Annotated in this window: 15 protein-coding genes and 2 pseudogenes; 1 reads left to right on the top strand and 16 read right to left on the bottom strand. The window is 69.7% G+C overall.

All coding sequences use genetic code 11. The annotated features are described in order from the left end of the window. The 14 genes and pseudogenes from pheT to infC all read right to left on the bottom strand — a co-directional run. A partial coding sequence (gene pheT / locus AB1285_RS24875; protein WP_429978097.1) for a phenylalanine--tRNA ligase subunit beta occupies positions 1-1806 on the bottom strand: 1806 nt, incomplete at its 3' end. After that, entirely contained in the window at positions 1806-2846 is a 1041-nt protein-coding gene (gene pheS, locus AB1285_RS24870; RefSeq protein WP_259955181.1) for a phenylalanine--tRNA ligase subunit alpha, read from the bottom strand. The genes pheS and pheT, both read right to left, overlap by 1 nt. Before the next feature lie 49 nt (positions 2847-2895). After that, positions 2896-3822 carry an amino acid ABC transporter permease gene (locus AB1285_RS24865; RefSeq protein ID WP_268776865.1) on the bottom strand — a complete coding sequence of 309 codons (927 nt, stop codon included), beginning with the start codon at positions 3820-3822 and terminating at the stop codon, positions 2896-2898. Continuing rightward, positions 3819-4465, bottom strand: a pseudogene (locus AB1285_RS24860) (amino acid ABC transporter permease). Before AB1285_RS24860 ends, AB1285_RS24865 begins: the two are co-directional and overlap by 4 nt. A gap of 84 nt (positions 4466-4549) precedes the next feature. Next, entirely contained in the window at positions 4550-5464 is a 915-nt protein-coding gene (locus AB1285_RS24855; protein WP_259954177.1) for a glutamate ABC transporter substrate-binding protein, read from the bottom strand. A gap of 46 nt (positions 5465-5510) precedes the next feature. Beyond that, entirely contained in the window at positions 5511-6257 is a 747-nt protein-coding gene (locus AB1285_RS24850; protein ID WP_060922536.1) for an amino acid ABC transporter ATP-binding protein, read from the bottom strand. Positions 6258-6518: 261 nt separating this feature from the next. Continuing rightward, a complete protein-coding gene (locus AB1285_RS24845; protein ID WP_429978096.1) occupies positions 6519-7025 on the bottom strand; it encodes a TAXI family TRAP transporter solute-binding subunit in 507 nt (168 codons plus the stop codon). A gap of 82 nt (positions 7026-7107) precedes the next feature. Then, positions 7108-7449, bottom strand: a pseudogene (locus AB1285_RS24840) (TAXI family TRAP transporter solute-binding subunit); the annotation flags it as partial. A gap of 29 nt (positions 7450-7478) precedes the next feature. Continuing rightward, positions 7479-8852 carry a sensor histidine kinase gene (locus AB1285_RS24835; protein ID WP_268776863.1) on the bottom strand — a complete coding sequence of 458 codons (1374 nt, stop codon included), beginning with the start codon at positions 8850-8852 and terminating at the stop codon, positions 7479-7481. Positions 8853-8855: 3 nt separating this feature from the next. Next, complete coding sequence (locus AB1285_RS24830) at positions 8856-9527, bottom strand: response regulator transcription factor (RefSeq protein ID WP_268776862.1); 672 nt, start codon at positions 9525-9527, stop codon at positions 8856-8858. Between the two features lie 22 nt (positions 9528-9549). Beyond that, entirely contained in the window at positions 9550-10362 is an 813-nt protein-coding gene (locus AB1285_RS24825) for a TrmH family RNA methyltransferase (protein ID WP_259954182.1), read from the bottom strand. 88 nt (positions 10363-10450) lie between these two features. Further along, positions 10451-10837, bottom strand: a complete 387-nt coding sequence (gene rplT, locus AB1285_RS24820; protein ID WP_187661881.1) for a 50S ribosomal protein L20 — start codon at positions 10835-10837, stop codon at positions 10451-10453. Between the two features lie 31 nt (positions 10838-10868). Then, positions 10869-11063, bottom strand: coding sequence for a 50S ribosomal protein L35 (rpmI, locus tag AB1285_RS24815; protein WP_025105280.1), 195 nt, complete (start codon positions 11061-11063; stop codon positions 10869-10871). Between the two features lie 72 nt (positions 11064-11135). Beyond that, the gene (gene infC, locus AB1285_RS24810; RefSeq protein ID WP_370428515.1) at positions 11136-11774 is read right to left on the bottom strand and encodes a translation initiation factor IF-3; all 639 of its coding nucleotides are present in this window, start codon (positions 11772-11774) and stop codon (positions 11136-11138) included. Positions 11775-12007: 233 nt separating this feature from the next. Between infC and AB1285_RS24805 the strand changes: the two genes are divergently transcribed. Next, positions 12008-12406 carry a DUF1844 domain-containing protein gene (locus AB1285_RS24805; RefSeq protein WP_060922526.1) on the top strand — a complete coding sequence of 133 codons (399 nt, stop codon included), beginning with the start codon at positions 12008-12010 and terminating at the stop codon, positions 12404-12406. Between the two features lie 16 nt (positions 12407-12422). Here the strand turns inward: AB1285_RS24805 and AB1285_RS24800 are convergent, their stop codons facing one another. Then, a complete protein-coding gene (locus AB1285_RS24800) occupies positions 12423-13220 on the bottom strand; it encodes an SseB family protein (protein WP_292795600.1) in 798 nt (265 codons plus the stop codon). Continuing rightward, a partial coding sequence (locus AB1285_RS24795; RefSeq protein ID WP_429978095.1) for a HisA/HisF-related TIM barrel protein occupies positions 13204-13429 on the bottom strand: 226 nt, incomplete at its 5' end. The genes AB1285_RS24795 and AB1285_RS24800, both read right to left, overlap by 17 nt.

The following is a 13429-nucleotide window of genomic DNA, read 5'->3' as shown; positions in this document are numbered from 1 at the left end:
CGTCTCGAACAGCGCGAGGTCGGTGAGCCCGCGCGAGATGTTGCGGTGCGCGGTCTGCAGCAGACCGGGGATGAGCGAGCGCCGCAGGAACGGCACCTGCCCGTCGAGCGGGTTCGCGAGGCGGATGCTGGGCAGGTGCTCACCGGACGCGGAGCCGTGCAGATCGTTCTGCGCCTCGGTCGTGAACGGGAACGCCGGGGTCTCGACGAATCCTGCGGCGGCGAGAGCGTTCACCACGCGGCGACGCCCCTGCTGATGTGCCGTGAGACCGCGGCCGGACGGCGGCGTCGGCAGCACGGAGGGGATGCGGTCGAGCCCGTGGATGCGGGCGACCTCCTCGGCGAGTGTCCACTTGTCGGTGAGGTCGGGGCGCCAGGTCGGCGGGATGACCGTCCACCCGGAGTCACCCTGGGTCCCTGAGCCTTCGGCCTGGGTCCCTGAGCCTGTCGAAGGGCTGACCTCGGCCCCGATCGTCGTCAGCGCGCCGGTGATCTCGTCGTCGGTGTAGTCGACGCCGATCAGCCCCTGCACGAAGCCGCGCGGGAGCTCGATCTCGGCGACGAAGACCTCGGCGAAGAGCGCTCCGCCCTCCTCCGTGAGCGTGCCGCCGGCGAGCTCGACCATGAGGTCGGCTGCACGCCGGGCCGCGACGAAGGGGATCAGCGGGTCGACGCCGCGCTCGAAGCGCTTGGACGCCTCGCTCGGGAGCTTGTGCCGACGGGCCGTGCGGGCGATGGTCGTCGCGTCGAAGGTCGCCGCCTCGATGAGGACGTTCCGCGTGGTGTCGCTCATCTCGGTGGTGCCGCCGCCCATGACGCCGGCGAGGCCGATGGGACCGGAGTCGTCGGTGATGAGGAGGTCTTCGACGTGCAGCTTCCGCTCCACGCCGTCGAGCGTGGTCATCTTCTCCCCCGGCGTCGCGCGCCGGACGGTGATGCCGCCCGTGAGCTTGTCCAGGTCGTAGCCGTGCAGCGGCTGCCCGAGCTCGAGCATGACGTAGTTCGTGATGTCGATGAGCACACCCAGCGACCGCATGCCGGCGAGGCTGAGGCGCGCGATCATCCACGGCGGAGTCGGCCGCGACGGATCGACGTCGCGCACGACCCGGGTGACGAACTCGCTCGCGCCGACCTTGCCCCGCACCGGCGCCTGGTCGTCCACCACGGCGGTGTGTCCGGAGCCGGGCTGCAGCTCGGCGAAGTCACGCTCGGCCGGGTCGCGGAACGCCGCCCCCGTGGCGTGGGAGTACTCACGGGCGACACCGCGCACCGAGAACGCGTAGCCGCGGTCCGGCGTGACATTGATCTCCACCGCGACGTCGTCGAGGCCCAGCAGCGCGATCGCGTCCGTGCCCACGGGCGCATCGATGCCGAGGTCGCTCAGCACGACGATGCCGTTGTGCTCGTCGCCGAGCCCCAGCTCGCGCGCCGAGGCGATCATGCCGTCGGACACGTGGCCGTAGGTCTTGCGGGCGGCGATGGGGAACGGGCCGGGGAGGACAGCGCCGGGCAGGGTCACGACGACCTTGTCTCCGACGACGAAGTTGTGCGCGCCGCAGACGATCCCACGGACGCCGCCGTGCTCGGGGCCGACGTCCACCTGGCACCAGTTGATCGTCTTGCCGTTCGACTGGGGTTCCGGCTCGAGGGAGACGACCTGGCCGACCACCACGGGACCCGTGATGTCGAACCGGTGCACGTCCTCCTCTTCGAAGCCGACGGTCACCAGTGCCGCGAGGACGTCCTCGGGCGTGGCATCCGCTGCCAGATCGACGTACTCACGCAGCCACGAAAGCGGGACGCGCATCACACCACCATCCCGAACTGCTCGCTGAAACGGACATCACCCTCGGCCATGTCGCGCATGTCCTGCACATCGCTGCGGAACATCAGGCCCCGCTCGATGCCCATGCCGAACGCGAAGCCGCTGTACACCTCCGGGTCGATCCCGGCCGCGCGCAGCACGTTCGGGTTGACCATGCCGCAGCCGCCCCACTCGATCCAGCGCGCGCCACCCTTGAAGGTCGGGTGCCACAGGTCGAGCTCGGCGGAGGGCTCGGTGAAGGGGAAGTAGTTCGTGCGGAAGCGGGTCTTGGCCTCCGGGCCGAAGAGCTGCTTCGCGAAGTGGTCGAGCGTGCCCTTGAGGTGCGCCATCGTGATGCCCTTGTCGACGACCAGGCCCTCGAACTGCGTGAAGACCGGGAGGTGCGTGGCGTCGAACTCGTCGGTGCGGTACACGCGGCCCGGGCACAGCACGTAGATGGGGACCTCGCGGTCGAGCATGGATCGCACCTGCACGGGGCTCGTGTGCGTACGCATGACGAGGTGGCGCGACGTCGGGTCGACGTAGAAGGTGTCCTGCTCCTGGCGGGCGGGGTGATCGACGTCGAAGTTCAGGGCGTCGAAGTTGAACCACTCGTGCTCGAGCTCCGGCCCCTCCGCGATCTCCCACCCCATGCCGACGAAGATGTCCTCGACGTGGTCCTGCAGGAGGGCCAGCGGGTGGCGGGCGCCCACGCGCGTCCGCGACGGGACGGCGGTGATGTCGACGCGCTCGGCCTCCAGACGCGCGGCGACCTCGGCGGCGGCCAGCTCGGCCTCCTTCGCCGCGAGCGCCTGGTTCACACGACCGCGGCCCTGACCGACGAGCTTGCCGAACGCGGCCTTGTTCTCGGGGGCGACCTGGCGCATCGAGGCGTTCAGGACCGCGAGCGGCGATCCCTCCGCGACGTGCGCCGCACGGGCGGCTTTCAGCGCGGCGGTGTCGGCGGCCGCCTCGATCGCCGCGAGGGCGTCGGCGACAGCGGCTTCGACCGCTTCGGGTGTGATTTCCGGAGACTCTGACACGGGAGTCGAGTCTACCGGCGCGGGACGGGCGTCCCGCGCCGGTCGTGGCTCACACCGCCAGTCCGCCGGAGTTGTTGCTGTCGTGCTTACCGAGACCCCGCTGCATCACGATGAGCGACGTGTTCGTCTCGCCGTCGTGCTGGCGGGGGTCCGGCTCCACGGGACCGGCCTTGGCCGAGCGCTTGGCGCGGCGCTGCAGGCGGTAGGCGACGTAGGAGAGCACCAGACAGACCGCGACGTACATCGAGCCGCCGACGATCGCGGCGGGGATCAGCGGCGACCCGTAGGGCGCCTGGTTGCCGATCTGGTTGATGACGTAGAGCAGCTCCTGGTACGTGATGATGAAGCCGAGCGCGGTGTCCTTCAGGGCCACCACGAGCTGCGCGATGATCACGGGCATCATCGCCCGGACGGCCTGCGGGATCAGGATGAAGTACATGACCCCGGTCTTGCGCAGGCCGATCGCGTAGCCGGCTTCCTTCTGCCCGCGCGGCAGCGACTCGATCCCGGCGCGGAGCACCTCCGCCAGCACGGAGCCGTTGTAGACGATGAGCGCGATGACGACCGCGTAGTACGGGGGCATCCGGATACCGATCACCGGGAGGCCGTAGTACAGCAGCATCATGAGGATCAGGACGGGGATCGCCCGCATGATCTCGATGATCCACCGCACCGGTTCCCGCACCCAGGCGTGCTCGGAGAGGCGGCCGATGCCGAGGACGAAGCCCAGCACGATCGAACCGACACCGGCGACCGCGAAGGCGGAGAGCGTGCTGAGCAGCCCCTCCCCGAAGCGCACCCAGACCGCCGAGTACGTGAAGATGTTCCACTTCTCCGCGGAGAACTGGCCGGTGGCATACAGGCGCCAGACCACCCAGCCGAGCACGGCGAGGACGACGAGGATCGTGACGGCGCCGATAATCCGGTTGCGGGCGACGGCGCGAGGCCCGGGGACGTCGAACAGGACGGAACTCATCGCGCGATCCTCCACTTGTTCTCGAGTACGCGCTGCACCCAGCTCAGGAGCAGCACGAGCACGACGAAGATGACCATGACCCAGAGCAGCACGACGAGGGCGTTCTCGCCCCGCTCGCTGAGTGCCGCTCGGATCGTGCCGAGGTTGACCACCGAGAAGCCGGCGGCCACCGTGGTGTTCTTCATGAGGGCGATGAGCACGCTCATGAGCGGCGGGACCACGGACCGCGTGGCCTGGGCAGCACGACGAAGCGCATGACCTGGCCGAAGTTGAGGCCGATGGCCCGTGCCGCCTCCGCCTGTCCGACCGGCACCGTGTTGATGCCGGCGCGGATCGCCTCCGCGACGTAGGTGGCGGTGTAGATGCCGAGCGCGATCGTGGCGAGCAGCAGGGAGTTGACCCGCTCCCCGAGCAGGATCGGAAGGCAGAACGCGAAGAAGAACATCACCAGCGTGAGCGGGGTGTTCCGGATCCAGTTCACGTACACGGCGCCGACGCCGCGCGCGATCGGGACCGGGGACACGCGGGCCGCTCCGACGATGAGTCCGAGCACCACGGCGATGAGGCCACCGCCGAGGAACAGCGCGATGGTTCCCCACAGCGCTTCACCCCAGAGGTCGAGGTGGTCCGAGATCACTCCCACTGCTGTGCCTTTCGGTTCGTTTCCGCGTCAGGTCGACGCCGAGGAGGACGGGGGCGGCCGGTCGGACCGACCGCCCCCGCGAGATCAACCGACCGGGTCGACCTCGGGCTGCTCGGCCTTCACACCGGAGGCGCCGAGGTTGTTGTCGAAGATCTGCTGCCAGATGTCACCACCGTCGGTGAGCTGGGTGTTGAAGTACTCGACGAGCGCGTCGTCGCCCTTCGCCACACCGATGCCGTAGCGCTCCTCGCTGAACGGCTCGCCGACGACCTTGAGGTTGTCGGGGTCCTGGGCCGCGTAGCCGATGAGGATCGCCTCGTCGGTCGTGACGGCGTCGACCTGGCCGTTCTTGAGGTCCTCGACGCACTTGGAGTACGTGTCGTACTCCTTCGTCTTCACCTCGGGGTAGTTCTCCTTGATGTTCTGGATCGGCGTCGAACCCGTCGCCGAGCAGACCGTCGTGGAGGAGTCGAGGTCGTCGACGCTCGCGATGTCACTGTCGGCCGCGACGAGGAGGCCCTGGCCGGTGACGAAGTAGGGACCAGCGAAGGCGATCTGCTCCTTGCGCTTGTCCGTGATCGAGTAGGTGCCGACGTAGTAGTCGATGTCGCCGTTGACGATGGCCTGCTCGCGGTTCGCGGAGGCGATCGCCTGGAACTCGATCTTCTCCGGGTCGACACCGAGGGATGCCGCCATCCAGCGGGCGATGTCGACGTCGAAGCCGGTGCGCTCGTTCGTCACCGGGTCGAGGTAGCCGAGACCGGGCTGGTCCTCCTTGACGCCCACCTTGACGGTGCCCGACGAGGAGATGCGGTCGAACGTGGGGCTCCCCTCGATCGTGACATCCTCCTCGATGGTCCAGGGCGTGCTGCTCGAGGCGTCGCCCTCGTCGCTGCCCGACGTGCCGGTGCTCGACGGCGTGCCGCTGTTGCAGGCCGTGAGCGCGAGCAGCGCCACCGTGGCGATCCCGAATCCGGCCAGTGTCCGTGTGCGTCGCATGTGCGTCTCCTTCGTGTGCTGTGCTGTGGGTGCTGGGTCTGGGAAGTCAGTGCGTGAGGAGCTTCGAGAGGAAGTCCTTGGCGCGGTCGCTCTTCGGGTTCGTGAAGAACTCCTCGGGCGTGGCCTCCTCGACGATCCGGCCGTCCGCCATGAAGACGACGCGGTCGGCCGCCTTGCGGGCGAAGCCCATCTCGTGGGTGACGACGATCATGGTCATGCCCTCCTGGGCGAGCTCGACCATGACGTCGAGGACCTCGTTGATCATCTCGGGGTCGAGCGCGCTCGTGGGCTCGTCGAAGAGCATGACCTTCGGCTGCATGGCCAGGGCCCGTGCGATCGCGACGCGCTGCTGCTGGCCGCCGGAGAGCTGCGCAGGGAGCTTGTTCGCCTGCTGCGCGACGCCGACCCGCTTGAGGAGCATCATCGCCTCGGCCTCGGCGTCGGACTTCTTCAGGCCACGGACCTTGATCGGGCCGAGCGTCACGTTCTCGAGGATCGTGAGGTGCGCGAAGAGGTTGAAGGACTGGAAGACCATGCCGACGTCGGCCCGCAGGTGCGCGAGAGCCTTGCCCTCCGCGGGCAGCTCCTTGCCGTCGATGCGGATGGAGCCGCTGGTGATGGTCTCCAGGCGGTTGATCGTGCGGCAGAGCGTCGACTTGCCCGAGCCGGAGGGGCCGATCACGACGACGACCTCCCCCGCGTTGACGGTCAGGTCGATGTCGCTGAGCGCCTGGAACTCGCCGTAGTGCTTCTGGACGTTCTCGACGACGACGAGCGGGGTTTCAGAGGTCATCATTTCTCCAAACTAGCCACGCGATGCGCGCGGTTCCAGGCACCACGGTGAGGTTTACACGTTCGTAATCACCTGATCGCAGCGCCAATGCATCCTCGCAGGGGCGCCCCACGGCCCGCCCCCTCGGGCCGCGGGATCGCCCTGCTGCACGCTCCCAGCGACAGCAGGCAGCAGGTGTCCGATCGTGTGCGATCGACCTCACCTTGGCAGAGCGCGCCGACGCCTGTCAGGGATCTTGAGGATTTCTTGAGGGGGCGCCCGTCACCGGCGCAGGCCGCGGTAGTACTCCTCCGCACCGGGGTGCAGGGGCACCGGCCCGGTGAAGATCGCGGACCGCCGGTCCAGCAACGCTGCCGCCGGGACGTCGGCGGCCAACGTGGTGCGCGCCGCGAACAGGCCCGCGACGAGATCATGGACGACGCCGGGCGGGGTGCTTCCGGCGGTGACGAGGTAGTTCGGCACCGCCAACGTCATCACGGAGGCGTCGAGGCCGTAGGTGCCCGCGGGCACGTCGGCGGGCCGATACGCATGGGAGTACCGCTCGTTGACCGCATTGACCCAGTCCTGCTCGACCGGGAGCAGACGGACGTCGACGGTCTCCGCGATGTCCGCGATGCCGGGCGTCGGCAGCCCGCCCACCCAGAAGAAGCCGTCGATCTCCCCGCGCTCCATGGCGGCGATGGACCCGCCGAGGTCGAGCTGCGGATCGTCGATCGTATCCGCGGCCACGCCGGCGGCGTGCAGCACCCGGGTCGCGATCACGTTCACACCCCGAGTTCTCGGCCCCGAGGGAGATCGTCCCCCCGGCGAGATCCGCGAGATCGTCCAGAGCCGAGTCGTCGCGCACGACGATCTGCAGGTACTCGTCGTACAGGCGGGCGACCGCCTGTACGTCCAGCGGCTCGGCGAAGGCTCCCGTTCCGGCCACGGCATCGGCTGCGGCATCGCCCTGCGCGAAGCCGAGGAGCGCCTCCCCCGCACTCACCCGCAGCAGGTTGTCGACCGATCCGGCGGTCTCCTCCGCCGTGAGATCGACGTCCAGCTCGCGCGACAGCTCGACCGCCAGGCGACTGCCGTAGTCGTGGTAGACCCCGGTGGGACTTCCCGCGGCGATCACGGCGACGGTGTCCGTCCATCCCTCGGAACGCGGACTGCACGCGCTCAACGCGACGGCCGTCACGAGCGCGAGCATCCCGGCCACGACACGCCGTCCCCGCCCGCTCATGCCGCCGCCTCCGCGGGGAGGACGAGGGCCACGAGGAGCCCGCCGCCATCGGCGCCGCGCACCCGCAGCTCGCCCCCGACCGTCGCGAGGAGGTCGGTCGCGATCGCGAGCCCGAGCCCGGTCCCCGGCATGTCGCCGCTGTCCGCGCTCCGCCAGAAGCGGTCCGCCGCCGACGAGGCGTCCTCCGGAGACAGTCCGGGGCCGTGGTCGCGCACGGTGAGGTGGCATTCGCCGTCCACGCGCCGCGCGCCGACCTCGATGGGCGAGCCCTCCGGCGAGTACTTCACCGCGTTGTCGATCGCGGCGTCGAGCGCGCTCTCCACGATGGTGCGGTCGGTGATCGTCATGACCGACGGCTCCCCCGTCCGACGCAGCACGATCGCCCGCTGCGCCGCCACCTCCTGCCAGGCCTCCACCCGGCGGGCTGCGACAGCGGCCAGATCGACCGCGGACATCGTGGAGTCGGTGCGACCGCCGCGGGCGAGTCCGAGGAGGGTCTCCAGGATGCGGGTCATCCGCCGGCCCTCCTCCCTCGTCTCCTCGACGTCGTGGTCCCACTCGCGTCCCAGACCCGTCGCGAGGTGCTCGACGCGCAGCAGCAACGCGTTGAGCGGATTCCGCAGCTCGTGCGAGGCGTTCAGCGCGAACTCCTGCTGTCGCGTCATGACGCGCTCGATCTCATCGGCCATGCCGTTGAACACCCGCGTCATGCGCCGCAGCTCGGGCGGCCCGGTGCCCTCGGCCACCCGGGCGTCCATCTCCCCGCGCTCGATCGCCGCCATCGTCTCGTCGAGGCGGCGCACCGGGGAGAGCACCCAGCGCGCCAGACCGGCGACCAGGAGGATGCCGAGCGCGCACAGCAGCACGACGATCACGCCGAGCACGAGCGTCTGGCGCAGTATGACGGTCTGCGGCGTCTCCGTTCCTCCGCTCACGAGCACGGCGCCGATCACGTCGCCGTCGTCGAACACCGGCTCCACGAGCGCCGCGTCGGACACGACCCATGCGGAGGAGGTCGGCTGTTCGGCGCGGCGTCCGGAGAGCGCCAGCCGTACCCGCTGCGCGTCCTCCTCCGACAGGACCGTGTCGCCGTGATCCCCCGCCGCCCACGGGCTGCCGGTGAGATCGAACACGGTCACCTCGATCCCGTACACCTCCTGGAAGCGGCGGACCTCGGCGTCCATCACCGCCGGGCTCCCGGAGCGGAGCGCCTGCCTGGCGCTCGTCGCGAAGTAGCCGAGGTCGCCGAGCTGCTCCGCGTAGAACGACTGCTGGACGCTGCGCGCCGCGCTCCACCCGGTCACGCCGCCCAGCGCGACGAGCACGACGATCAGCGGCACGAGGAAGACCACGGTCAGGCGGCGGCGCACGCGTCAGGACCCCGCGAGCCGATAGCCGACGCCGCGCACCGTCTCGATGAACGCGCGGTCCCCGCTCTTCTTCCGGATGGCCGCCACGTGCACCTCGAGCGAGTGGCCGAAGCCGCGCCAATCGGTGTTCCAGACCTCGCGGATGAGGCGCTCCTTCGGCACCGCCACACCCGGATATCGGGCGAGCACACCCACGATGTCGAACTCCTTGCGGGTGAGCGCGAGCGGCACCCCGCCGACCTGCACCTCCCGCGCCACGAGGTCGATCTGCACCGCCCCATCGTGCAGCAGCACCCGGGTGTCCGGTTCCGTGCGCAGCGGCCGTGATCGCCGGGTGACCGCCTCGATCCGCGCCAGGAGTTCGTGCACGTCGTACGGCTTCACCACGAAGTCATCGGCCCCGGCGCGCAGCCCCTTGATGCGCTCGGCGACCTGGTTGCGCGCGGTGACGATCACGATCGGGACGTCGGACCGCCCCCGGATACGACGGCAGAGGTCGATCCCGTCGACGTCCGGCAGCCCGAGGTCCAGCAGCACCACCTCGGTGTCGGCGTCGAGGTGCTCCAGCGCGGTCGCCCCGTCGGCGGCGTGCACGGTGGCATAGCCCGAGCGCGCGAGGAAGGCCTGCAAGGCCCCCGCCACCCGCTCGTCGTCCTCGACGATGAGAATCCGCATCCTGCGTTCCGTCCGTCGCCGGTCAGCCGGTGGCGGCGGCGCGTTGGGCGAACGCGCTCTCGTACAGGCACACGCTCGCCGCGGTGGCCAGGTTGAGCGACTCCGCGCGTCCGAAGATCGGCAGCCGCAGGACCCGGTCGGCCCGTGTCAGCGCCTCGTCCTCGAGTCCGCGCGCCTCATTGCCGAACAGCCAGGCGGTCGGCTCGCCGAGCACACCGTCGGCGCGGGCTGCGAGGAGGTCATCCCCCTTCACGTCGGCCGCGAGGATCTGCAGGCCCGCATCGTGCGCACGTCGCACGACCTCGTCGAGGTCCCCACCCACGGAGACCGGAAGGTGGAAGAGCGAGCCCGTCGTCGCCCGCACGACCTTGGGGTTGTAAGGATCGACCGTACGGCCCGTGAGCACGACGGCGTCGGCGCCGGCGGCGTCGGCGGCCCGGATGATGGTGCCGAGGTTGCCGGGGTCGCGCACCTCCTCGCAGATGGCGACCAGACGCGGTGCGGCATCGAAGATGTCGCGCACGGAGGTCGGCGTCTGCCGGACGACGGCGACCAGCCCCTGCGGCGTCACCGTGTCGGCCATCGCGTTGAGCACGTCCTCGCTCACGTACTCGACCTCGACGTCCGCCTCCGCCGCCGCGGCACGGATGTCCGCGTGCCTCTCCCACCCGTGGGGGGTCGCGAACAGCTCGATGATCGCCTCCGGACGGTACGTCAGCGCCTCACGGACGGACTGCGGACCTTCCAACAGGAACAGCCCGGTCTCGGTACGCGCGCTGCGCTTGGTCAGCTTGGCGACGGCACGGACTCGGGGGGAACGGGGGTTCTCCAGCACGGACTCAGTCTACGGTCAGCCCGCCACCGCCCGGATACGCGGAACGGGCGCCTTCTCGGAGGAAGACGCCCGTTCGGAAGCGAGATGCTTACGCGACCGACTTCGGCGCGTTGACGTCGGAGGGCAGAGCCTTCTTCGCCGTCTCGACCAGCGTCGTGAACGTCGCGGCATCGTTCACCGCGAGGTCGGCGAGCATACGACGGTCGACCGTGACACCCGCGAGGTTGAGGCCCTGGATGAAGCGGTTGTACGTCATGCCGTTCTGGCGGGCAGCGGCGTTGATGCGCTGGATCCAGAGACGACGGAAGTCGCCCTTGCGCTTGCGACGGTCCCGGTACGAGTAGACCAGGGAGTGGATGACCTGCTCCTTGGCCTTCCGGTAGAGGCGCGAACGCTGACCGCGGTAGCCGGAGGCGCGCTCGAGGATGACCCGACGCTTCTTGTGGGCGTTGACCGCCCGCTTGACTCTTGCCATTTTCCTGTGTTCCTATCGTGCGTTCGGCGCGTCAGCGACCGAGAAGCTTCTTCGCGACCTTGAAGTCCGCCTTCGCGAGCACCTGGTCCTGGTTCAGACGGCGGGTGCGACGGCTCGACTTGTGCTCGAGGTTGTGGCGCATCCCGGCCTGCTGCTTCTTCAGCTTGCCGCTGCCGGTGATCTTGAAGCGCTTCTTAGCACCCGAGTGGGTCTTCTGCTTCGGCATCTTCTCTTCCTTCGTATGGCGCCTTCTCAGGCGACGGTGTCAACCCGCGGTGCGGGAGTTCTGGGGGCGGATCTACTCCGCCGGGGCGTCCGCGGAAGCGTCCGCGTCGTTCTTCGCATCGCGCGCGGCCTGCTTGTTCGCGGCGCGCACGGCGTTCTGCTCCTGCTTCGCCTCGGACTTGCTCTTGTGCGGCGCGACGACCATGACCATGTTGCGGCCGTCGATGGTCGGGTTCGACTCGACGGTGCCGAACTCGGCGACGTCCTCGGCGAACTTGCGCAGCAGACGCACACCCTGCTCGGGACGCGACTGCTCGCGACCGCGGAAGAGGATCATGGCCTTGACCTTGTCACCGGCCTTGAGGAAGCCCTCGGCGCGCTTGAGCTTCGTCGTGTAGTCGTGCGCCTCGATCTTCAGACGGAAGCGGACTTCCTTGAGGATCGTGTTCGCCTGGTTGCGACGCGCTTCCTTTTCCTTCTGCGCGGCCTCGTACTTGAACTTGCCGTAGTCCATGATCTTGACGACGGGCGGCTTCGAGTTCGGGGCGACCTCGACGAGGTCGAGATCGGCTTCCTGTGCGAGACGCAGCGCTGCCTCGATGCGGACAACGCCGATCTGCTCACCCGCGGGGCCGACGAGGCGGACCTCGGGGACGCGGATGCGCTCATTGGTACGGGGATCGCTGATGCGGAGCTCCTTAGACGATGTGATTCGGCCACCGTGATGCTGTCTGCATCTCGGGCGAAATCGGAGTCGTCCCCCACCCGCCGGCTCTCAGACGCCGGCTCCGCACCCTGTCTACCGGCCCCCTCGTGACGAGCGGAGCCGGCGGAGCGCAAGACCCGGTAGCCTGGAACGGCAAGCGCGGGTGGGAAGTGAATCCTCTTTCGTTCCGGAGCATGACGCTCCGGAGCCCGCCAAAGTCTAACAGAAAGCAAGGCGAAGTGACGAACCAGGCATCGGACGAGGCGGCCCGCGAGCGCGAGGAGCGATGGGCTCGGCAGGAAGAAGCGGCCTCCTCGGCCGTCCGCGACATCGCCGACGTCCCGGCCGTCGAGGTGATCACCACCGCCGCCGTGCACCTCATGAGTGCTGCCGCCGTCAAGCTCGGCCTGGCGGACGACCCGGAGGCCGCGGCTCAGCTCGACCTGGACGAGGCGCGCAAGCTCATCAACGCGCTGGCGGGACTCATCACCGCCGGCGCCCCCGAGATCAGCGACATGCACGCCCGCTCGTTGCGTGACGGCCTCCGTTCGCTGCAGCTCGCCTTCCGCGAGGCCTCGACCATCCCGGACCCGATCGGCAAGGGCCCCGGCGAGAAGTGGACCGGCCCCGTCACCTGATCCGGTCGGCGCCCCCTCAGACGCTGCGGCGGAGCTTGACCGTCAGCGAGTCGGCGAGGACGGCGATGCGGTCATCCGCCGCCCACCGCTGGGCGAGGCGCGCGAGCACCGCATCCAGGACCTCGCGCTCCAGGCCGTCGACGAGCTCCAGCACCACGATGAGCTCCGGCCCGCGCAGCCGCGCATCCGGGTCACCGGGCGCGACCGCGACGTCGATCACGGCGAGTTCATGGGCGATGCTCTCCCGGAGCGCGGTGACCACCTCCGGCGAGAGGAAGCTCGGTTCCCACGCGTGCCCCTGCGCCACGGCCCAGACGGCGGGTCGCCGGATCACGAACTCCGTGTCCGAGGTCGGGTCGAGCACGATGAGGTCGGTGTCCTCCGACGATGCGGCCAGCGCGGCGCGGACGGCCTCGACAGGGATGGGTCGCGCCGACGGGTCCCAGCGCTGCATCGTCTCGACCGACGAGAACACCGGCTGGACGCGGCGCCCGTCCGGTGCGGCGACGGTGACGATCGACAGCTCCTGCGTCTTGTCCACCGCGAGGCCGCTGGGGGCCACACCCTCCTCACCCTTCTCGGCGATCAGCGGGATGAGCACCCGCGCGGAGCGGAACGCGTCGACGACCTCCGTCTGACTCCCCTCCCCCGCGCGGAAGCGGAGCAGGGCGGCGAGAAGAGCAGGGTCCGCCGAGCCGTCGTCCGCGGCGTGCGGATTCGACTCGAAGCTGCGCCCCTCCCAGGGGACCCCGGCCGAGTCGGCCCGGTTGTGCGACTCCGGCCCGCAGGCGTGGGGGTCAGTCTCCGGCGACATCCAGGGCCTCCGCCAGCGTGAAGGCGCCCGCGTACAGGGCCTTGCCGACGATGGCGCCCTCGACGCCCAGCGGCACGAGGTCGCGCAGGGCGGCGATGTCGTCGAGGTTCGAGATGCCGCCCGACGCGACGACCGGCTTCGGGGTGCGCGAGGTGACCTCGCGCAGGAGCTCCAGGTTCGGACCGCGCAGCGTACCGTCCTTGGTCACG

The sequence above is a fragment of the Microbacterium sp. NRRL B-14842 genome (genome assembly GCF_050470785.1).
The sequence above is the reverse complement of the archived record's forward strand: the minus strand, read 5'-3'. Positions and strand labels throughout refer to the sequence as shown.